This window comes from Mesorhizobium sp. L-2-11 (genome assembly GCF_016756595.1).
Taxonomy (GTDB): Bacteria; Pseudomonadota; Alphaproteobacteria; order Rhizobiales; family Rhizobiaceae; genus Mesorhizobium.
This window is the reverse complement of sequence record NZ_AP023257.1, coordinates 4552972-4574063: the sequence shown is the minus strand read 5'-3', so window position 1 is coordinate 4574063 and position 21092 is coordinate 4552972. Positions and strand designations below refer to the sequence as shown.

Genomic DNA, 21092 nt, shown 5'->3' with positions numbered 1-21092 from the left:
CGATCAGGCCGCCGAACAGAAACTGCGTCTGCGGCGACTGGGATTGGTAGTCGTGGCGACCGACACCATTCCACCCGCCGCCGGTCGAAACTCGCTGTGGATGCCGGGCCTTTCGAGAATGAATCCGGCCTTGGCGGCTTTGGCGTCGATGCACTCGGCACCATGAGCGGCGCTCGCCAGGATGGTAAGTGCTGTCGCGATGGATATAGTCTTCATAGCGTTTGCCCGCGCAAGTTGAGTCCTGACCTGAAAGCAATGCCAGACCTGCGGCAGCGTGTCGACATACCGTTCGCGGCAACTGGACGAAGAGGCGCCGGCTGTGCAGAATTTGACGCCATGAACCGCGTCTCGGCAGGATCACTTTCCCGGCGCCGCTTCCTGGCGCAGGCGGCTGGGCTTGCTGCGGCCGGCGCGCTTGCGCGACCGGCGCTCGGACAGACCGGGCAGCGCATTGCGCCTGTCGACGCCACCTTCCTGTTCGTCGCCGATATCCATGCCTGCCGCATGGCCGGCGGGCTGAGCCCCAATTGCCAGCAGGAAGGCAAGACCGACCCCGCCTTGCTGCGCAGTGTCGCCGCGTTGAACGCCATTGGCGAGAAGCACTGGCCCGCCGAAATCAACGGCATCGCCACCGGCCTGCGCTCAGCCGGCAGCCGCATCGGCACGCCGTTCGGCCTCGTCGTCGGCGGCGACATGACCGATGACGGCGGCGGCCAGGTCACCCAGCCCAGCGAAGGCACGCAGCTGCTCCAGTTCAGCCAGCGTTACCAGCAGGGCGTCGGCCCCGATCGCGTGCATGTGCCGGTCTATGTCGGCCTCGGCAACCACGATCTCGACCAGAACGGCCCGCCAAACCACGTCGACTGGTACCGCCGCGAAATGCGCGACTATGTCGAGGTCAACCATCGCGCCGGCGTGTTTTTCAAGCCGCCGATGCCGGTGACCAGTTACGATGTCGACACCGACTGCTACTCGTGGGACTGGGGTGGCCTGCATCTCGTCCAGACGCACCGTTTCGCGGGCGACACCGGCCACGGCGCGGTCTCCGGCCTGCCATGGCTGAAGCAGGATCTGGCGACCTATGCAGCGGACGGCCGCCCCGTCATCCTGTTCCAGCACTATGGTTGGGATGTTTTCTCGATCGAACGGTGGGATGCCGCCAAAGGAACCTTCGACGATGACGGCGCTGGTGCGCCGCACTGGTGGAGCGAAGCGGACCGGCAGGCATTGCTGGCGGCGCTGAGGGGCTACAACGTCGTCGGCGTCTTCCATGGCCACCAGCACGAGACCCCGATGATCTACCGCGCCGACGGGCTCGACCTGTTCAAGCCGAAGGCCGCTTATATGGGCGGCTTCGCGCTGGCGCGGGTGACCGGCGACAGCATGGACGTGGCGCTTGGCGAAGCCGTTGGCGACCATGGCGAGATCGCCTTCACCAACGCTTTCTCAAAGCGCCTGAACTTCTAACTGCAACGGGAGCAGGCACCAGACCGCGTAACCCGCTTCCTCATCGCAATTGAAGCAGCAGGGTTCAGATCACCTTCCTGAGCTTGTCCTTGATGTCGCCATAGGCCTTCTGCATTTTGCCGGCGATCTTGTCGGCCACGCCTTCAGCCTGGACGCGCCTGTTGCCGGTGGCCTTGCCGGCGGCTTTCTTCACCGAGCCCTTGAGCTGCTTGGCTAGGCCCGCAATCTGATTCTTGTTCACCATGGCCGCATCTCCCGGAATCAATCTGCCGTTTGGGAAACGGGCGGCTGGGTTTTCGGTTCCGGAGCCTGGCCTCCTGGGCATTAACGAAGCCACGGCCTTGGCCCTGCCGGGGCTAAGTGGCGATCGCTGCTCGGCATAAAAGAACGCCCCTCGCGCGTTTTATTGCACGGGAGGCGTCCTTTGTGTCAGCCCTTCCTGAGATTGCTCTCATGAACTGCTGACGATACCCAAAATGCACGGATGCCAAAATGGTTCCCGGCATCGTGCAATTTTTTTTAAGGACTGATTCTGCCCGGTTCAGCGCCAGATCCGCCTCCTCACGGAGACAGAAAACCGGACAACTCCAGTGCTATCTAACCCGGACAACTCCTGTGCTGCCGACACTGCGAAAGCAAAAAATTGACACGGCGCCAAAAGAAGTCTAAAAGCAATTCGTCGATATTTGTTTGACCGACTTTTGTTATCCGCGTGTCCAGGCGCGCCTTTGACGAACTTCCCCCATCAAAATCGAGACAAACGCTGTTGTGCATTCGCATGACCGCGAACGAATATTTGCCACGGAAAGGGTTCGTTATGAGCACAGGCACAGTTAAATGGTTCAACGCCACCAAGGGTTTCGGTTTTATTCAGCCTGACGACGGCTCGGCCGACGTTTTTGTCCACATCTCGGCCGTAGAGCGCGCCGGAATGCGCGACATCGTCGAGGGCCAGAAGCTCGGCTACGAGATGGTCCGCGACAACAAGTCGGGCAAGATGTCTGCCGATCAGTTGAAGGCGGCCTAAAACGGAATTCAGCCTCGCCGGTGACCACGGATGTACTGGCACTGGTGAACGGCTATTTCCAGCGCATGACCCGGAGACCTCGTTTCCGAAAGGATCATGCGCGGTCGAAAAGTGCCAGCGCACCCGAAAGGATGCGCGGCGCTCCAGTGGAAGGTCAGGCAATGCCTGGCCTTTTGCGTTTGGGCGCTACAAAGTTCGAAAAGAGAACCGCGCGTTCGCTTGGACGTGCTAAAGATGCTCCAGCAATTTGAAACCGACTGCCGTATTGCTTTGTGCGTGGTCCTGGTCGAAAGACCGGTCTCGCCATTTTTCGGCATTACGCTCCGAACCGGGAGAATGACCTTGACCGCCACTTCAAAGAAATCCCGCGACCAGGCCGAATCCATCTTCAGCAAGACCCAGACCCAGTCCATGTCGCTCAACCGCATTATTTCCGAGCAGGATGCTGCCAGCCAGGCCCGGGAAGCCAAGACCGCGCGGCTGCGCGAACTGCGCCTGGAAAAGGAAGCTGACGAGTTGGCCGCGGCCGCCGTGCTCGCCGCCGCGCCGAAGCGCGCGGGCAAACGCTGATGGCCACCAAGCGCGTCCCGCAAAAGGCGATCGCCTCCGATTCGACCATCGCCGACGTCGTGGGAGATCTCGACAAGCCGGTCGAGTACGTCCGGCGCGTGCTCGAAAAGCTCGAGCGCTGCAAGCGAGCCCACGGCGATGCCCAGGTCAGGCTCGGCGTGCGTGGCCGCTCCGAATGCCCCAACTATCTGATCGAGTATGTCCGCGAAAATGCCAAGACCCATGAGCGCGTCACCCATCAGGATGCCGCCTATAGCGGCAGCACGCATCGCGAGCTGGCACCCCGGCACATCGAGGAGGCCAGGAACTGGTCGCCCGAGGAAATGAACATCACGGCGGTCTCGGCGCTGATCGGCCGGCTTCGCAACCCGAATGCGCCATCATCGCGTTTCTCTGACGAGGATTGATATGGCCATAAAATTTTCCGCCAAGGATCAGCCGGCAGCATCCGCTGCCACCGCAAAGCTGGCCAAGCCGGCCGCCGCGCCGAAAGCCGATGTTGCCGCCGAGGCCGCGACCGATCTGTTCAAGTCGCCGGCGGACGTGGTGTCGCGCAAGACCAGGAAGAAAAAATAGCGCCTTTGCCGCGAAGCGCCGACCTGAATCCCGTTGCGTCAGCGCTGCTCGCCTTGGCGAGCGCCGGGAATGTTTCGTCAATGGAGGAGCGCGCTGTCCCTCTCTTCGATTGCCAGAGCTGCGGCGCCTGCTGTTCTTATTCATCCGAATGGCCGCGCTTCTCGACCGAAGATGACGCGCAGCTCGACCGGATCCCGCAAGATTATGTGGCTGCCGGCGAAACCGGCATGCACTGCGACGGCGTGCGCTGCTCGGCACTTTCCGGCGAGGTCGGCAAGTCGACCATTTGTGGCATCTACGACGTTCGGCCGGACGTCTGCCGCGCCTGCATGCCTGGCGGCGACGATTGCCTGATGGCGCGCAAGGCACATGGGCTGCCGGTGGAGCCGCCGATCTCCCCCCTTGTGGGGGAGATGCCCGGCAGGGCAGAGGGGGGCGCTGTCCCGCCAACGTATCAATCAATTTCCGAACTAAATTGTCGAATAATCTTCGAACGGCAAAAGGACTGAACGGTTGGCGATCCTTGGCGCCCCCCTCTGTCCTGCCGGACATCTCCCCCACGAGGGGGGAGATTGCGCTCCCGCCTCTACCTTCGCCAACCGCGAAAGCCGCAATCGCTTGGCGCCGGCGAAGGATGCGAGGACATCCGTCCACCACCGCAGCTTGTGCGCCGTGCTCTGGCTAGTTACCTTTCCACCCGGGCAGGACAGCGGAGGAACAACGCATGACCATCGAATTCTTGTTGACGTCGCTGATTGTCGTGGCTTCGCCCGGCACCGGCGTTCTCTATACGCTGGGCGCCGGGCTTTCGCGTGGCGCGCGTGCCAGCATCATCGCGGCTTTCGGCTGCACGCTCGGCATCATTCCGCATATGGCGGCCGCCATTACCGGGCTGGCAGCGCTGCTGCACACCAGCGCGCTCGCCTTCGAGACGCTGAAATATCTCGGCGTCGCCTATCTGCTCTACATGGCATGGAACACGCTGAAGGAGAGCGGTAGCTTGAACGTCGGGCAGGACGTCGCGCCGCGCTCGGTCGGCAAGGTGATCACCTCGGGCATCCTCATCAATATCCTCAACCCAAAACTGTCGATTTTCTTCTTCGCCTTCCTGCCGCAATTCGTCAGCACCACCGAACCGCATGCGCTGTCGAAGATGCTGGAGCTCAGCACCGTTTTCATGCTTTTGACCTTCGTCGTCTTCGTCGGCTACGGCATCTTCGCCGCCTCGATCCGCAGCCATGTCGTGTCGCGGCCGATGGTGCTGACCTGGATGCGCCGCAGCTTCGCCGGCGCCTTCGTCATGCTTGGCGCCAAGCTGGCGCTGACTGAGCGGTAGCGCCTGTTGGCGCTAGCCCTTCACGTATCCCATCGCCTCGACGATCAGCCCATCCGCTACGCGCATCAGATTGACGCCACGGATGGAGTTGCCGTCGGCAGGCCAGTAACGCCAGCGAATTGTCGCCCGTTCGCCGGCGACGAACGTCTCCTCGATGTCAAAACGGGTGCCGGGTTCGCTAGCGATCGCCGACCACAGCCGCACGCACGCCTCCCGCCCGGCATGGCGGGCGCCATCCGGCGCCGGCACGGTGTTTTCGATGACGCAGTCTTCGGCCACGAGGCCCGGGAGTGCCGACGGATCATGATTTTGGAACACGTCGTTGAAGCGCTGCATGAGCTCGGCCGTCTGTCTGGATTGATCGTCTGGATGGACGACCACGATGCTGTCCCGTTCCATCTCGGTATCTCCTTTCATTTTTCCGCAGCGGCCACGACGAGGTCGGCCTTGAGCCTGATATCAGCCACGCCCGCCAAAGCCCGGGAGACGAGGCATGTTGCCTTCGCCGATTGGGCAAGGCGCTGGAATTCCTCGGGGGGGGGCCAGGCCCGGGACCTCGGCTTCCGTTTCGAGGTCGATGCGGGTGAGCGTCGGTCCCGCCGTGCTCGTGCCGAGATGCACCTTGGCGACGGTGTGGATCCGTACCGGGATATGGCCGCCGCTGCCCAGTATGGCGCTCAACGCCATCGAAAAGCAGCCGGCATGCGCCGCCGCAATCAGTTCCTCGGGATTGGTGCCGGGACCGTTTTCGAAGCGCGACGGGAAGGAATAGGCGCCTTCGAAGACGCCGCTGCCGAGCCGCAGACGGCCCGAACCCTCTTTTAAGGACCCCTGCCATTGGGCCTCAGCTTCACGAATGGTCATTTCGTTCTCCTGTTTAACTGGTTTCCGATATATAGACTGATCTACATATTATGTAAACCGATTGTCATATTTAGGGCGAGGCTTATAATGCTCACTCCTGACAGAGGCTGACATGGCGAACGACACCCGCATCCGCATGATCGAGGCGACGGCGCTGCTGCTAAGGCAGCGCGGCTATCACGGTACCTCGCTCAACGACATTTTGAGCGCCTCCGGTGCGCCAAGAGGATCGCTCTACTTTCATTTTCCTGGCGGCAAGGACCAGCTGGTCATCGAGGTGACGCGCGACAGCGTTGACAAGGTGACTCGATGGCTTGGCGAAGAGCTGGCCGCCGAAAAGGATCCGGCGGTGGCTGTCCACCACATTTACCAGTCGGTCGCACGCATGCTGGAGGACAACCAGTTCACGCTTGGCTGTCCGATCGCACCCGTGGTGCTGGACGGGCCCGCCGACGTGCCGGAACTCGCCGAACTGTGCCGCTCGGCTTTCGAGCAATGGATAGGCCTGCTGCAGGCGGCCTTCGTCAGGGCAGGGGTGCCCGAGCGCCGCGCCCGGGCCCTGGCGCTGCTTGTCGAATCATCGCTGGAAGGGTTGATGGTGATCGCGCGCGCCAGCCGCGACCGCGCCCCGGTGCTGGCGGTGGCCGATGAGGTCGCCGCGCTGATTGAGGGTGCTTTGCCGGCCAAAGAGGTCGCTGTAACGGTGAGTTGACGTTTTTGTGGCTTTCATCGCATGGAAGCCGGTGCGGATGCCGTCGGGCGCCGTCCACCCCATCATGCCGTAACTATTACCAAAGCGTACAACGGTACAGGAGTCTCGCCCGCCGATTCACAGCTGGCACGGCGATTGTGGTGCATGACAAACAAAAAGGGCGACCTCTCGGCCGCCCTTTCCGTAGCTGAAAGCTGATGGGCTGGATTAGAAATCCATGCCGCCCATGCCGCCCATGCCGCCGCCGCCCATGCCGCCTGGCATGCCGCCGCCAGCCGACTCCTTCTTCGGCGCCTCAGCGATCATGGCTTCGGTGGTGACCAGCAGGCCGGCGACCGAGGCCGCGTCCTGGAGAGCCGTGCGCACGACCTTGACCGGATCGACGATGCCCATGGCGATCATGTCGCCATATTCGCCGGTCTGGGCGTTGAAGCCGAAGGTCGGGCCCTTGTTCTCGAGGATCTTGCCGGCAACGATCGATGCTTCCGCACCGGCGTTGGCGGCGATCTGGCGAGCCGGAGCCTGCAGCGCGCGACGCACGATGGCGATGCCAGCGGTCTGGTCGGAATTGGCGCCGACAGCCTTGATGGTCAGCGAAGCACGCAGGAGTGCGACGCCGCCGCCGGGAACGATGCCTTCTTCGACGGCCGCGCGGGTCGCGTTGAGGGCGTCATCGACGCGGTCCTTCTTTTCCTTGACTTCGATCTCGGTCGCACCGCCGACGCGGATGACGGCAACGCCGCCCGCCAGCTTGGCGAGACGTTCCTGCAGCTTCTCCTTGTCGTAGTCCGAGGTGGTCTCCTCGATCTGCTGCTTGATCTGGGCGACGCGGCCCTGGATCTCGGCCTTCTTGCCGGCGCCGTCGACGATGGTGGTGTTCTCCTTGGAGATCGACACCTTCTTGGCGCGGCCGAGCATGTTGAGGCCGACATTCTCGAGCTTGATGCCGAGGTCTTCGGAGATGACCTGGCCACCGGTGAGGATGGCGATGTCTTCCAGCATGGCCTTGCGGCGATCACCGAAGCCCGGCGCCTTGACGGCGGCGATCTTCAGGCCGCCGCGCAGCTTGTTGACGACCAGCGTGGCCAGGGCCTCGCCTTCGACGTCTTCCGAGATGATGACCAGCGGCTTCGAGGTCTGCACGACAGCCTCGAGGATCGGCAGCATGGCCTGCAGGTTGGAGAGCTTCTTCTCGTGGAGAAGGATGTAGGCGTCTTCCAGATCCGCAACCATCTTGTCGGCATTGGTGACGAAGTAGGGCGAGAGATAGCCGCGGTCGAACTGCATGCCTTCGACGACTTCGAGTTCGGTCTCGGCGGTCTTGGCTTCCTCGACCGTGATGACGCCCTCATTGCCGACCTTCTGCATCGCTTCGGCGATCATCGAGCCGACCGAAGCATCGCCATTGCCGGCGATAGTGCCGACCTGGGCAACCTCTTCCGAGGTCTTGATCTTCTTGGCGTTCTTGATCAGCGTCGCGACGACGTCGCCAACCGCGAGGTCGATGCCGCGCTTCAGGTCCATCGGGTTCATGCCGGCGGCAACCGCCTTGTGGCCTTCCTGGACAATCGACTGCGCCAGAACGGTCGCGGTCGTGGTGCCGTCGCCGGCGATGTCGTTGGTCTTCGAAGCAACTTCGCGGACCATCTGTGCGCCCATGTTCTCGAACTTGTCCTCAAGCTCGATTTCCTTGGCGACGGTGACGCCGTCCTTGGTGATACGCGGTGCGCCGAACGACTTGTCGATGACGACGTTGCGGCCCTTGGGGCCGAGCGTGACTTTCACTGCGTCGGCGAGGATGTTGACGCCGCGCAGCATGCGCTCACGGGCATCGCGAGAAAATTTTACGTCTTTGGCAGCCATTTTTAGCTCCTGGCAGGGGCTTGAATTGAGCCCGAAGATTTAAATGAGGGTGAGGCCGATATTCAGCCGATGATGCCCATGATGTCGGATTCCTTCATGATCAGAAGGTCTTCGCCATTGAGCTTGACTTCGGTGCCCGACCACTTGCCGAACAGGATGCGATCGCCTGCCTTGACGTCGAGCGGGACGAGCTTGCCGGCTTCGTCGCGGGCGCCGGAACCAACGGCGATGATCTCGCCTTCCTGCGGCTTTTCCTTCGCCGTGTCGGGGATGATGATCCCGCCGGCAGTCTTGGATTCGGATTCAACCCGGCGTACGACCACGCGGTCATGAAGCGGGCGGAACTTCGACTTTGCCATTTTTTATTCCTCGGTGAGAATGGTGAGAACAGTTCCTCCGTCCGGCGGCGCCGGACAAACCTACAAGCCCGGCGGCGCCGGACCTACGTTTAGCACTCACCAATGGCGAGTGCTAACGTGGCGGTGAGATAAGCCGGCGGCTGACGAGAGTCAAGGCGCTGAGTGAGCCGATCGATGGCCAGCGATGAAGTACTGGCGCCTCGGCAGAGTAAGCACCACCGGCGCGCATCGTTTCGCCAGCGGATGGGAGCCGCCCGGCAGGACGCGCACTTCGTCGAACCAGTCGCCCCGCCTCGTCTATCAGCATGGCAAGCGTCGCGAAGCAACAAGTCGGCGTCATTCTCGGACTGGGCAATGCCCTGCTTCGGATACTTGACTAAGTCAAGTAAATGGTTGATCTTGCGCTGGTGGAGGATGCCATGACGATTCATCATCAACCCGGCAGGGAGCGGATCGATGCTGTGCGGGGTTTCAACCGCTTCTACACCCGCCAGATCGGGCTGCTCGACGAGGGGCTGCTGAAAAGCCCCTTCTCGCTGACCGAGGCTCGGGTGCTCTATGAACTGGCGCATCGCGACGGCCTGACCGCCACCGATCTTGCGCGCGATCTCGGTCTCGACCCCGGCTATCTCAGCCGGTTGCTGAAAAAGTTCGAGGAGCGCGGTCTGGTCGAGCGCGCGGCGACGCAAGCCGATGCTCGGCGCTCGTCGATTACGCTGACGCCGGCGGGAAGGGCGGCGTTCGCGCCGCTGAACCAGGGTTCGCACGATCAGGTCGCGACCCTGCTCGACCGGCTTTCCGCACCGGAACAGGACAGGCTGGTCAAGGCGATGCAGACTGTGCAGCGCCTGCTGGGCGAGAGTGCAGAGCCCAAGGTCCCCTACATGCTGCGGCCCTTGCAGGTCGGCGACATCGGCTGGATCATCCATCGCCAGGGCCTGCTTTATGCGCAGGAATATGGCTGGGACGAAACTTATGAGGCACTGGTCGCCGAAATCCTCGGCGCTTTCGTCAAATCCTGCGATCCGAAATGCGAACGCAGCTGGATCGCCGAGCGGGAAGGGGAAGTCGTCGGTTCGGTCTTCGTCGTGCGCCAGTCGGACGCGGTGGCGAAGCTGCGCCTGCTCTATGTCGAACCGTCGGCGCGCGGTCTCGGCATCGGCAGGCGGCTGGTCGAGGAATGCATCGGCTTTGCCCGTGCCAAGGGCTACAAGACGTTGACGCTGTGGACCAACGACGTGCTCACCTCAGCGCGCCGCATCTACGAGGCGGCCGGCTTCAAGCTGGCCGACCAGGAAGGCCACCACGCCTTCGGCAAGGATCTGGTCGGCCAGAATTGGTACCTGGAGTTGTAACGCTCTTTCCTACTCCCCTTGTGGGGCCCGAAGGGCGGGCGAGGCCGTGACTGGCCCCGGGGCGGCGGATCGGCGCGCAGCGTAGAGACGGAAGGGGTGCTGGACGGAGTGCGGTTTTTGCCAAGTTGGAACACCCCTCATCCGGCCGCTTCGCGGCCACCTTCTCCCACAAAGGGGAGAAGGGGGAGCCAATCTCAAAGGTCGGCGATTTGCGTGACGATGGTGCTGGACAACCGTGGCGGTAACAGCGCGGTCTTGCCTTCTCCCCTTGTGGGAGAAGGTGGATCGGCGCGCAGCGCCGAGACGGAAGAGGGGTGTTGGACGGAGTGCTGTCGGTGCCAAGCTCGAGCCCCCCTCATCCCGAGCTTCGCTCGGCCATCTTCTCCCACAAGGCAGGGCTGTCCGGGGAAAGTTTTGAGTGAATCGAAATGCCACATGTGCATGCCCCGTAAAACGGGGTTTGTCCGTCTTTTCTCTGGTTGTCGAGACTCAGAAAAGGAACGGGGCATGCGCTTTGCACCTAGCATCTTCGGGCAGCTTCTTGAACCCATCGATCGGCGTCAATTCCAAGCAATTGTGGATCGCCACGACGGGGATGCGTACGACAAATCGTTCAGAAGCTGGGATCATCTGGTGGCGCTGATCTATGCCCAGTTCTGCGGCAGCAGCAGCTTGCGTGGCCTGGAAGCCGGCTGGAACGCCAACAGCCAGCATCATTATCACCTGGGCAGCGGTCCGTTGATGCGTTCGACCTTGTCGGATGCCAACAGACGGCGTCCGGTCGCCATCTTTGCCGAGGCGTTCGGTCTGGTGGCGAACCTGCTCGACAGGCAAATGCGGCGCGAGGGCGAAGCAATGCTGCGGCTGATCGACTCGACCCCCATTCCGCTCGGCAAACTGTGCGATTGGGCCAAGTCGAACGGGCGCATCCGCGGCATGAAGGTGCATGTCGTCTATGACCCGAAGACCGACTGTCCGCGCATCCTCGACATCACCGACGCCAACGTCAACGACGCCCAGGTCGGTCGCCAGATCACGATCGAAGCTGGAGCGACCTACGTGTTCGACAAGGGCTACTGCCATTATGGCTGGTGGACGGCGATCGCCGAAGCCGGATCGATCTTCGTGACGCGGCCCAAATCCAACATGAGGCTGGCGCTGCTGCGTGATCGCCCTGTAGCCGAGCCGCAGGGCGACGGCTTCCTGGTTGTGGAAGACAGTGAGGTAAGCCTGGTCAGCAAGGCTGCTTGCAAGCTGCCGATGCGGCTGCGTCGCCTGCGCGTTCAGCGCGAAACGGGCGACACCATCACGCTTTTGACCAACGATCTGGAGCGCTCCGCCGTCGAGATTGGACGGCTCTACAAAGGCCGCTGGCACATCGAGCTTCTGTTCCGATGGATCAAGCAGCACCTCAAGATCCGCAAGTTCCTCGGCAACAACGGCAATGCAAGTCGCCTGCAACTCTTTGCAGCAATGATCGCCTTTGCGCTGCTGCGCATTGTCGCGCGCACCCGCCGCGTCACTATTCCTATCTTGAGGTTCACAGAACTGGTCGCTCAATACTTGTTCGGGCGGCGGAAACTGCACACCATCGATAAGCCGCCACCGGTCAATCCAAGCCGACCAAGGGACCGAGCCTCTCCCAATCAGATGGCCTTCATTTATGAATAACTTTCCCCGGACAGCCCTGCCCACAAGGGGGAGAAGGCAAGATAAGGCGGTGCCTCACCCTTTGACCGGTATCCAGATTTCCAACCCGCCATTGCCGCTGCGCGGATCGAATTCGTGCGGCGGATGGTCGAGATGTGGTCACGATGGGCGAACACGGCGTATTTCTGCGCCGGCACGCGTACGCGCGAAAACTCCTTCGGCAGGTCCGAAAAATCGGACACCTCGACGCCGGCGATATAGTCGAAATTGCCTGCATCGTCGCCGTTGACGCAGACGCCATAGGCGACGTCGCCGACCTCGCCTGGAATGTTGCCGATATAGGGGCCGAACCTTTGCCATTGCATCGGGATGCCGGCGCTGGTTTCACAGCTATAGCGTTCGCCGAGACCGGCGATGAGGAACGGCCGGCTCGTTTCGAAACGCGGCGGCTCGAGATTGGTGAGGAAGGACTGGTCCATCAGGATCGGCTCCACGAGATCGAGGTTCTTGAGTGAGCCTTGCGCGCGCACCAGTTCTGGCGTGGTGCCGAACTGGTCGCGGAAGGCGCGGGTGAAAGCCTCATGCGAGGCATAGCCGGCGTCGAGCGCGACCGAGAGGATGTCCGGTGCGCCGGCGGCGAGCCTGCGCGCCGCCTCGGTCAGCCGGCGAGAACGCAGGTAGCCCATCACCGAACGGCCGGTCGCCGCACCGAAAGCTCGCGTCACGTGAAAGCGCGACACGCCGCTGTTGTTGGCGACATCGTCGAGCGAGATGGCTTCCGGCAGACGGCTTTCGACGAACCACAGCGCTTTCTCGGTCGGGTTCATATCACTCCTCGCATTGGCAGTCCTGGTATCCGACATGCCCTCATTGGCACGGCCTCGCATTTGGCACGAGGATGGTGCCGTCTCGTGGCATCGCCAGTTTGATCGAAATTGCGCTCCGCGCAAATTCCTGCTCGCCCCACACGCCTCTTGACGGGACGCGCATACGGTATGTCAATGAGCTTGTCAGGGAGGGTATCCCAGTGGCGATCGCGACTGCCGATCAGACCTTTCGATTTGGCGGATTCACGCTGGATCTGGCCAGGGGGACACTGCGCGGCCCCGATGAGCCGCTATTCCTTCGTCCCAAAGCCTATACCCTGTTGACACATCTCGCCCGCAACATGGGCCGCATCGTGCCCAAGTCAGAGCTGATGGAAGTCGCTTGGCCCGGCATTTTCGTTACCGAAGATTCGCTGACGCAATCGATCCGCGAAATCCGCAAGGCAATCGGCGAGGATATGGTTCGCACCGTCTCCAAACGCGGCTACATGCTGGCGGCCGAAGCCGAGCAATCGCCGGAGATCGGCGGGCAGCCGATCGTGGCGGTGCTGCGTTTCCGCAATGAAAGCGGCGATCCGGCGGACGAGGCGATTGTAGACGGCTTCGCCGAGGATATCATCAACGGGCTGGCGCGCTTCGGAACCGTCACCGTCCTGGCACGCAATTCGAGCTTTTCCTTCGCCTCTTTTGCGCGCACCGAGTGGCCGCAGATCCGTTCGCGCATCGGCGCGGACTTCCTCGTCGAAGGCTCGGTGCGGCGTCAGGGCGAACAGGTGGTGGCGGCTGTAAATCTGGTCGATACCGCGAGCGCCAGCCAGCTCTGGGGCGACCGCTACCAGTCGCGCGGCACGGGCCTGTTCGCGATCGAGCGGGAGATCGTCGAGCAGATCGTCAGCCGGCTGGTCACGCGGGTCACCAATGCCGGTCTGGAGCAGGCTTCGCGCAAGCCTATCACCAGCCTCGCCGCCTATGAGCTGGCGCTGCGCGGCTTCGCGCTCCTGCGCGATCCCGCCCAGACCGATCAGCGGGGTGCGGAGGCGTTGTTCGAGGCGGCCATCGCCAAGGACCCGACCTATGGCCTGGCCTACACATATCTCGCTTTGGCTCGCGCATTGGATGGAGAATTCGGACGCGCTAGTGACGCTGTGCTGGAAAACGCCCGCGACCTTGCAGACAAGGGCCTGTCCTTATCGCCGGATCAGGCGACCGGCCACCGCGTGCAGTCACTGGTACGACTTTATATGCGCGACCACGAGGCAGCGGAACACCACATGCGCATCGCCCTGCAGCTCAACCCTTATGACGCCGACAGCATCGAGCAGATGGGTATGCTGCTTACAATGCGCGGTAGACCGCTCGAGGCGCTGACCTGGCTGGCGCGTGGCATACGCATCGACCCCTTGCACCCACACTGGTACCAGTTCGACCGCGCATTGGCGCTCTACATGATGGGCGAATACCGGCCAGCGGCGGAGGCGTTGGAGCTTGCCACACGCCCGGCGCCGTGGATCCGCACGCGAATCGCCGCCTGCTACGCCCAGATGGGCGAGATGGAACGGGCGAGGCGGCAGATCGCCCTCATCGACGAGGGCGATCCGTTTTCGCCGGTCGACTATGCGCTGCGCGGCGTCCCGTTCGAGAATCAGGCCGACGCGGAGCATCTCGCCGAAGGCGTCATGCTTGCGCTTGGGCGGCAGGCTGCGCCCGGGGTCGGTTAATCGACGACAACGACGATATAGCGGCCTTGATAGGCTCGATAGTAGGTGCCGCCGCAACGCCAGACGGCGAAGCCGTTGACCTTGGTGCGCACGCAGCCCGCGGGCAGCGCGGGAACCCATGCTGTAGTGTGCCGGAGCACGCGCCATGTGGTGCGCCGTGCGACGCCTGCGGCACTCCGGGGCGTCCAGGGCTGGCCGACTCGGGCCTCGGCCTGGCTGACCAGCGACAGCGCCGGCGCGGCGATGCCGATGATCTCGACGGCGGCGAGGCCGGCCGCGAGCAATGCAGCGGCCGAGCGGAATTTCTTCGCGGATTTCAGAGGCATTTTTTTCGTTTCTCCTGATGTTGATCGAAGGTCAGTGCGATGACGCGACTGGCCGGGCAGTGCCCGCCAGAACCGCGAGGTGGGCAACCACGAACAGCCAATGTGCCGCGGTCGTCGCGTCGCCGACGATGAGCACGTCGGCGGCGATGAAGAACTGCCAGAACAAGAGGTTTGCGGTTCCGAGCAGTGCATGGACGGCCGCCAGGACAGCGTGCCAGTTCAGGGAATAGGCGCTGCGCCACATGGTCAGCCCGATGATCAGGGCAAGCCCGTGCGCCTCGATGAAGCCGATGCCGGTCCCGGGTGCATTGGCGAGCAAGGCTGCCTCGGCGCTGCGCCCGAAGAAGGAGCCGGCAATGTCGGTTATCAGGCCGCCTGCCGATGCGAGAATCAGGAAGCTGGCGTTGACGCGGATGAGAAGGTTTCCGAAAACGGGTGGTCATGTTCGGTCCTTTCAGTTTAAATCTTGCGAGCGGCTGCCACGGCGGTTCCGCCGCCGTGGCGTTTGTTGGGAAGGGTCGCCTTTAAGCGGCCAGCGGCTGCGGTTCGGCGACGGACTCGATGGGCTCAGCCGCCGACTCCGCCGGTGCCTTGATGCCGAACCAGGCGACGTAGAGGGTCGGCAGAAAGATCAACGTCAGCGCGGTCGCCACCATCAGGCCGCCCATCACCGCATAGGCCATCGGGCCCCAGAACACCGTCGGTGCGATCGGGATCATGCCGAGGATGGCCGCGGCTGCCGTCAGCAGGATCGGCCGCAGCCGATGCGCGGTGGCGCTGATCACCGCCGACCACGGCTCTTCGCCCGAGGCGATGTGCTGGTCGATCTGCGCGATCAGGATGACCGAGTTGCGGATCACCATGCCGATCAGCGACATGACGCCGAGAATGGCGACGAAGCCCATCGGTGCTCCCGACATCAGCAGCGCGGCAGCAACGCCGATCAGCGCCAGCGGAGCGGTGAGCAGCACCAGCACCAGGCGCTGGAAGCTCATCAGCTGGATCATCAGCACGGTTATCATGATGAACAGCATCAGCGGGAAGACGACGAAGATGCTCGCTTGCGCTTTGGCGCTGTCCTCCATGACGCCGCCCTGTTCGACGCTGTAGCGGGCCGGCAGTTCCGCCTTGAAGGCAGCGATCGCGCTGTCGAGCTTGCGCACCACGGAGGCCGGATCGGCGCCCGGCACGACGTCGGCCTGCACGGTCACTGTCGGCAGGCGGCCTCGGCGCCAGATCAGCGGTGCCTCGGTCTGATAGGAGAACGAGGCGACCTGGTCGAGCGGCACGCGGCGTCCGCCCGAAGCGCTGACCGTCAGCGTGCGCAGCGTGTCGATGTCGGCGCGTTCCGATTGCACGGCACGGGCTACGATGTCGACCAGGTAGGTATCGTCGCGCATCTGCGTGATTTTCGACCCCGACAGGATCGAATTAATCGTGTCGGCAAGCTGCTGTGAGGAGATGCCCAGCGCGCGCGCCCTGTCCTGGTCGACCTCGACCTTGATGACCTTGGCAGGCTCGTTCCAGTCGTAGTTGATATTGCGCACGGCACCATTGCTGCCCAGGACCTGTGCGAACTGCTGTGCCAGGCTGCGCGTCTTGTCCGGATCCGGTCCGCTGACGCGGAACTTCAACGGCCAGCCGACTGGCGGTCCGAGTTCGAGCGGCGTGACACGGGTCATGACGTTGTCGAAGCCGCTGGACAGCGACTTTTCCAGCCGATCGATCACGGCCTGGCGCACGGCGTGGCCCTTGGTCACGACCACCGCCTGGGCGAAGAAGTCGTTGGCGAGCTGCGCGTCGAGCGGCAGGTAGAAGCGGACCGCGCCCTGGCCGACATAGAAGCTCCAGTGCTCGATGTCGGGATCGGCGGCGAGCAGCTTCTCGACGCGGCCCACGACCTCGTCGGTCGCCTTGATCGACGCCGTCTGCGGCAAGGTGAGATCGACCATGATTTCGGGCCGGTCGGATTTCGGGAAGAACTCCTGACCGACAAAGCCCATGGCCACGACCGAGAGCGCGAACAGCCCGGCGGTCGCCGACAGTACCAGCCACTTCGCCCGCATTGCCGTTTCGAGCAGCACGCGGAAGCCGCGCGCCAGGCGCGACGGCTTGTAGCTGCCATGACCCTTGATGCGCTCGGGCAGCAGGACGACGCCGGTCAGTGGCGTGAACAGCACCGCGACGACCCAGGAAACGATCAGCGCTATGCCAACGACCGCGAACAGCGAGAAGCAGTATTCGCCGGCGCCACTCTTGGCGAAGCCGACCGGCACGAAGCCGGCAATCGTCACCAGCGTGCCGGTGAGCATCGGGAAAGCGGTCGAGGTGTAGGCATAGGTGGCGGCCGAGATCCGGTCGTAGCCTTCCTCCATTTTGGAAATCATCATCTCGACCGCGATCATGGCGTCGTCGACCAGAAGGCCGAGAGCGATGATCAGCGCGCCGAGCGAGATGCGCTGCAGCGAGATGCCGAAATACTCCATCGTGACGAAGGTGATCGCCAGCACCAGTGGGATGGCGACGGCCACCACGATGCCTGGACGCCAGCCGAGCGCCAGGAAGCTGACGGCGAGCACGATGGCGATGGCTTCGCCAAGGCTCTTGGTGAACTCGCCGACGGATTCTTCGACCACATGCGACTGGTCGGCGACCAGGCCGAGCTCGACGCCGAGCGGCAGCTCGGCCGCCATCTCGTGCATTTTTTCCTTGACGTTCTCGCCGAGCGCAAGCGCGTCGCCGCCTGATGTCATCGAGATGGCGATGCCGAGAGCCGGCTTGCCGTTGAAGCGGAACATCGGCTGTGGCGGGTCGGAATAGGCGCGCCTGACCTCGGCAATATCACCCAGCCTGAAATAGTGGCCGTTGGCATAGAAGTTGATCGCCTTCAGGCTCTCCTCGGAGGTGAAGCTGCCGGAGACCCGGATGGCGATGCGTTCGGGGCCGGCATCGACCGTGCCGCTCGGGGTCAGCGCGTTCTGCGCCTGCAGCGCCTGCGACAGCGTGCCGACGTCGAGCCCGAGTGCGGCGACCTTCTGCGTCGAGAATTCGAGATAGATCTTCTCGTCCTGCTGGCCGATCAACTCGACCTTGGCGACGTCGGGCACCGTCAGCAGCCCGGCGCGCAGGCTGCTGGCCAGGTCCTTCAGCTCACGATGGCTGATGCCGTCGGAGGTGAGCGCGTAGATAAGCGAATAGGTGTCGCCGAACTCGTCATTGTAGAAGGGGCCTTGGACGCCTGAAGGCATCGTCGATTTGATATCGTCGAGCTTCTTGCGCACCTGGTACCAGAGCGGCTGCACCTGATCGGCCGTCACCGTGTCCTTCAGGTTGACGAAGACCACGGATTCGCCGGGCTTGGTGTAGCTCTTGACGTAGTCGAGGTTGGGAAGCTCCTCGAGCTTTTTCTCGATGCGGTCGGTGATCTGTTCGACCGTGTCGCTGGTCGTGGCGCCCGGCCATAAAGTCTTGACCACCATGGTCTTGATGGTGAAGGGCGGGTCCTCTTCGCGGCCGAGGCCCGTATAGGCGAACATGCCGGCGAGCGCGGCCGCGATCATCAGGTAGATGACGAAGCTCTTGTGGCGCAGCGCCCATTCGGAAAGGTTGAATCTGGTCATGATGCAACTCCTTGATGTCGCGCGCAGTCTGGCGCGCGGCCGGCCGACGCCGGCTACGTTGTGCTGTTGAAGGTCGGTCGGTGCTGCGCCCGCGGGTCGGCGGGCGCAGCAACTGTCAGGCCAGGCTGTGCATGGTGCCTGCAACCCGGTAGGGCGCGCGCTCGGCCAGCCTCGGCCGGAGCGAGAGCGCTGCTAGATAGCGCTGGAACGCTGCTGCCTCCTGCACCGGCGAGGCCAGCGCGACATGGCCGTCGGGCCGCACCAGATAGGCACCGTCGCGATGCAGGCCCGTAGCTTTGGCCATGTCGGACCAGGCGAAGCTGTGGATCGGGATGCCGGTCGGAGCCAGCATCGCCCGGAACTCGGCATTCGCCGCGCCATAGACATGCACCTGCCAGTCCAGCGAGCGCAGCGGCTCGAAATTGTTGCCGCTGGCGGTGAGGACATAGGGCAGGCGGTCGCCGCCGCTGATTTTCCCGGCCGTTCCTGAACTGATCGGCCCGGAACGGTACTGGATCGCGGCCTGCGAGATCAGGCCGAAGAAGGCGCGCGAGCCGAACGACGTGTGCAACAGGACGTTCAGGATCTTTGGCATCAGATAGCGGCGAAACAGGCCGACCAGGCGCGAGCGGCTGGTGATGAAGCGGAACGCCGTGTCGGTGCTCTCGATCAACTTCCGGGCAAAGGCGATGCGCTCCGGCTCGTAGCTGTCTAGCAGGCGTTGATCGGCACGGCCTTGAACCACGGCAGCGAGCTTCCAGCCCAGGTTGACCGCATCGCCCATGCCGGTGTTCATGCCCTGGCCGCCGGCCGGGCTGTGGATGTGGCCGGCATCGCCGCAGAGGAACACGCGGCCGACGCGGAAGCGTTCGGCAACGCGGTGGTGGACGCGGTAGGTCGAGAACCAGTTGACTTCGTTGACCTTGATGCCGGTGTCGCGCTCGACATCGGCGCGGATTGCCTCGAAGGTGATCGTCTCATCGGCTTCATGCGCCTTCGGCACGATGCCGATCAGACGCAGTGAACCGGATTGCCTGACCGGCATGGCGATCGCGAAACCGTAAGCGCTGACCGTGGTGTCCATGCCGTTGCGGGTGACCGCGCCGCTGCCCGTCACGTCGGCGACGTAGAAGGCCTGTTCGTAAGTACCACCCGGGAAGCCGATATTTAGCCCATGCCGCACGGTGCTGCGAGCGCCGTCGCAACCGACGAGATAGGCGGTACAGACTGTCTCGGTCACACCGCCACTGCGCAATGTGGCGACAACCGAACTGGTCCTGTCCTCGAAGGCGACCAGTTCGGTGTTGCGCTCGACCCGAACCCCGGCGCGCTCGAGATGCGTGATCAGGATGCGCTCGTGAATGTCTTGCGGCAGCGCGAATGCGAAGGAGTACGGGCTGATGCCGCGGCCGAAGTCGGAGAGCGGCAGCCTTGCGGCGATGCCGGCCGGCGTGCGCACGGTGAGTTGCTCCAGCCGCACGCCGGCGGCAAGCACGTCCTCGACGATGCCGATCTGGCGGTGGAACTCGAGCGTGCGGGCCTGGACGGCGAGCGCGCGCGATGTCTCGCCCGGACCTGCGGCCTTGTCGAAGATGCGGACCGGCACGCCGAGACGGGTGAGCCAGAGGGCAAGCGTCAGCCCGGTTGGTCCGGCGCCGGCAATCAGCACTTTCGTTTGTGACGGGCTCATCTGGCTTCTCCTGCAGCAATGCGAACCTTTTCGTGTTCGCGCAGCCGGTTGATGCCGGCGGTTACGACGACGTCGCCTTCGGCCAGGCCGCTGCTGACGACGACCCGCTCGGTCTCGTAACGGGCAATGACGACTGGCTTCAGCTCGACCGCCGACGAAGCGCTCACAATCCAGACGGCCGGCTTGCCGTCCTTGTCGAACAGCGCACTTCCCGGCAGCATCACGACAGGCGCGCTGGATTCGTTGACACGGCCCGCGACGCTGCTGCCAAAGCGCATTTCATCCGGGGCGTTGCGCAGCGAAACCTTCACCTGGAAGGTGCGGGTAGCGGCATCGGCCACCGGCGACACCTCGCGGATGACGCCGGATGTCGAGATCGCCGGGTTGCTGAGCAGCGAGACAATGATCTCCGGCGGATGCCCGGCCCTGCGGCCATTCGAGAAAGCTGCCTCGGCGATCGAGAAGACGGCGTCGCGGGCTTGCGGATCGGCGATGCGCACGACCATCTGCCCGACATTGACGAGCTGGCCTTCCTCAGCGCCAGTCGCCGTCACCACGCCGTCGAAATCCGCGTGCAGTTCGGTATAGGCGAGCTGATCCCTGGCCATCTCCAAGCCAATCTTTGCCGAGTCCAGCTTGGCTTGCGCCGAGCGGAGGTTCTTCAACGTCGCATCATAGCTGGCGCGCGTCGTGAAGCCTTTGGCAAGCAGTGCTCCGAGGCGGACCTCTGCGGCACTCGCCTCGACCAGCACGGCCTGCGCCGCCGCGACATCGGCCTCGGCGCTACGCAAGCGGTTGCGATAATCCTGGTCCTCGATCCGGGCGAGCACTTCGCCTTTCCTGACCATCTGGCCTACTGCTGCCGTGCGCTGCACGAGCTTGCCGGAGAGCCGGAACCCGAGGTCGCTTTCGCGCTGTGGGCGGATTTCGCCGATGGCGATGCGACTGTCTGCCTGCGGTTCCGGCTTCACCGTCACGGCCTTGACCAGCTTCGCTTCCGGCACATCCGGCTTTGCAGTCGCGGCCTCGCCCTTGGCGGCGTACCAGGTGACGGCAGCGGCGCAGCCGAGCGCCGCGATCGATACGCCGACGAGGCCATGTTTCAACCTGCTGTGGAATGCGGCAGTCATGT

General features: G+C 63.4%; 20 protein-coding genes and 3 pseudogenes. 11 read left to right on the top strand and 12 right to left on the bottom strand.

What is annotated here, in order from left to right:
- Positions 1-3: 3 nt before the first annotated feature.
- On the bottom strand, positions 4-216 hold the full coding sequence (locus JG739_RS35475) for a hypothetical protein (RefSeq protein WP_244749512.1): 213 nt from the start codon (positions 214-216) through the stop codon (positions 4-6).
- A gap of 120 nt (positions 217-336) precedes the next feature.
- On the opposite strand from JG739_RS35475, the gene JG739_RS21935 reads away from it, so the two are divergent.
- Positions 337-1467, top strand: coding sequence for a metallophosphoesterase (locus JG739_RS21935; protein WP_202363348.1), 1131 nt, complete (start codon positions 337-339; stop codon positions 1465-1467).
- Positions 1468-1531: 64 nt separating this feature from the next.
- Here the strand turns inward: JG739_RS21935 and JG739_RS21930 are convergent, their stop codons facing one another.
- Positions 1532-1711 (bottom strand): CsbD family protein, encoded by a 180-nt coding sequence (locus JG739_RS21930; RefSeq protein WP_202363347.1) that lies wholly within the window; start codon positions 1709-1711, stop codon positions 1532-1534.
- Positions 1712-2284: 573 nt separating this feature from the next.
- Between JG739_RS21930 and JG739_RS21925 the strand changes: the two genes are divergently transcribed.
- The 6 genes and pseudogenes from JG739_RS21925 (at position 2285) to JG739_RS21900 (ending at position 4976) form a co-directional block, all read left to right on the top strand.
- Positions 2285-2494, top strand: a complete 210-nt coding sequence (locus tag JG739_RS21925) for a cold-shock protein (RefSeq protein ID WP_010915421.1) — start codon at positions 2285-2287, stop codon at positions 2492-2494.
- A 342-nt stretch (positions 2495-2836) separates the two neighbouring features.
- Positions 2837-3064 carry a hypothetical protein gene (locus tag JG739_RS21920; RefSeq protein WP_202363346.1) on the top strand — a complete coding sequence of 76 codons (228 nt, stop codon included), beginning with the start codon at positions 2837-2839 and terminating at the stop codon, positions 3062-3064.
- Positions 3064-3471, top strand: a complete 408-nt coding sequence (locus JG739_RS21915; protein WP_202363345.1) for a hypothetical protein — start codon at positions 3064-3066, stop codon at positions 3469-3471. Before JG739_RS21920 ends, JG739_RS21915 begins: the two co-directional genes overlap by 1 nt.
- Position 3472: 1 nt before the next feature.
- Positions 3473-3640, top strand: coding sequence for a hypothetical protein (locus JG739_RS21910; RefSeq protein ID WP_202363344.1), 168 nt, complete (start codon positions 3473-3475; stop codon positions 3638-3640).
- Positions 3641-3645: 5 nt separating this feature from the next.
- Positions 3646-4032, top strand: a pseudogene (locus tag JG739_RS21905) (YkgJ family cysteine cluster protein); the annotation flags it as partial.
- A 332-nt stretch (positions 4033-4364) separates the two neighbouring features.
- Positions 4365-4976 (top strand): LysE family translocator, encoded by a 612-nt coding sequence (locus JG739_RS21900; RefSeq protein WP_202363342.1) that lies wholly within the window; start codon positions 4365-4367, stop codon positions 4974-4976.
- A 12-nt stretch (positions 4977-4988) separates the two neighbouring features.
- Here JG739_RS21900 and JG739_RS21895 read toward each other — a convergent pair whose 3' ends face one another.
- A complete protein-coding gene (locus JG739_RS21895; protein ID WP_202363341.1) occupies positions 4989-5375 on the bottom strand; it encodes a nuclear transport factor 2 family protein in 387 nt (128 codons plus the stop codon).
- 14 nt (positions 5376-5389) lie between these two features.
- Positions 5390-5840 (bottom strand): annotated as a pseudogene (locus JG739_RS21890) (OsmC family protein).
- Between the two features lie 112 nt (positions 5841-5952).
- Between JG739_RS21890 and JG739_RS21885 the strand changes: the two are divergent.
- Positions 5953-6552 carry a TetR/AcrR family transcriptional regulator gene (locus JG739_RS21885; RefSeq protein ID WP_202363340.1) on the top strand — a complete coding sequence of 200 codons (600 nt, stop codon included), beginning with the start codon at positions 5953-5955 and terminating at the stop codon, positions 6550-6552.
- Positions 6553-6759: 207 nt separating this feature from the next.
- On the opposite strand, the gene groL is transcribed toward JG739_RS21885, so the two are convergent.
- Together groL and groES are read right to left on the bottom strand one after the other, a co-directional pair.
- Positions 6760-8415: a chaperonin GroEL gene (gene groL / locus JG739_RS21880; RefSeq protein ID WP_202363339.1), complete on the bottom strand. Its 1656-nt coding sequence runs from the start codon at positions 8413-8415 to the stop codon at positions 6760-6762.
- 62 nt (positions 8416-8477) lie between these two features.
- Entirely contained in the window at positions 8478-8774 is a 297-nt protein-coding gene (groES, locus tag JG739_RS21875) for a co-chaperone GroES (RefSeq protein ID WP_006203049.1), read from the bottom strand.
- Between the two features lie 419 nt (positions 8775-9193).
- Between groES and JG739_RS21870 the strand changes: the two genes are divergently transcribed.
- Positions 9194-10129, top strand: coding sequence for a bifunctional helix-turn-helix transcriptional regulator/GNAT family N-acetyltransferase (locus tag JG739_RS21870; RefSeq protein WP_202363338.1), 936 nt, complete (start codon positions 9194-9196; stop codon positions 10127-10129).
- Positions 10130-10636: 507 nt separating this feature from the next.
- Complete coding sequence (locus tag JG739_RS21865; RefSeq protein ID WP_202363337.1) at positions 10637-11800, top strand: IS4 family transposase; 1164 nt, start codon at positions 10637-10639, stop codon at positions 11798-11800.
- A 54-nt stretch (positions 11801-11854) separates the two neighbouring features.
- On the opposite strand, the pseudogene JG739_RS21860 reads toward JG739_RS21865, so the two are convergent.
- Positions 11855-12606, bottom strand: a pseudogene (locus JG739_RS21860) (AraC family transcriptional regulator).
- Positions 12607-12806: 200 nt separating this feature from the next.
- Between JG739_RS21860 and JG739_RS21855 the strand changes: the two are divergent.
- Positions 12807-14324, top strand: coding sequence for a winged helix-turn-helix domain-containing tetratricopeptide repeat protein (locus tag JG739_RS21855; RefSeq protein WP_202363336.1), 1518 nt, complete (start codon positions 12807-12809; stop codon positions 14322-14324).
- On the opposite strand, the gene JG739_RS21850 is transcribed toward JG739_RS21855, so the two are convergent.
- From JG739_RS21850 to JG739_RS21830, 5 genes are all read right to left on the bottom strand, one after another.
- The gene (locus JG739_RS21850) at positions 14321-14650 is read right to left on the bottom strand and encodes a hypothetical protein (RefSeq protein WP_202363335.1); all 330 of its coding nucleotides are present in this window, start codon (positions 14648-14650) and stop codon (positions 14321-14323) included. The genes JG739_RS21855 and JG739_RS21850 overlap by 4 nt on opposite strands.
- A gap of 31 nt (positions 14651-14681) precedes the next feature.
- The gene (locus JG739_RS21845; protein ID WP_202363334.1) at positions 14682-14969 is read right to left on the bottom strand and encodes a hypothetical protein; all 288 of its coding nucleotides are present in this window, start codon (positions 14967-14969) and stop codon (positions 14682-14684) included.
- Positions 14970-15174: 205 nt separating this feature from the next.
- Positions 15175-18270 (bottom strand): efflux RND transporter permease subunit, encoded by a 3096-nt coding sequence (locus JG739_RS21840; RefSeq protein ID WP_274609396.1) that lies wholly within the window; start codon positions 18268-18270, stop codon positions 15175-15177.
- A gap of 115 nt (positions 18271-18385) precedes the next feature.
- On the bottom strand, positions 18386-19960 hold the full coding sequence (locus JG739_RS21835) for an FAD-dependent monooxygenase (RefSeq protein WP_202363333.1): 1575 nt from the start codon (positions 19958-19960) through the stop codon (positions 18386-18388).
- Positions 19957-21090 carry an efflux RND transporter periplasmic adaptor subunit gene (locus tag JG739_RS21830; RefSeq protein ID WP_202363332.1) on the bottom strand — a complete coding sequence of 378 codons (1134 nt, stop codon included), beginning with the start codon at positions 21088-21090 and terminating at the stop codon, positions 19957-19959. Before JG739_RS21830 ends, JG739_RS21835 begins: the two co-directional genes overlap by 4 nt.
- Positions 21091-21092 lie beyond the last annotated feature (2 nt).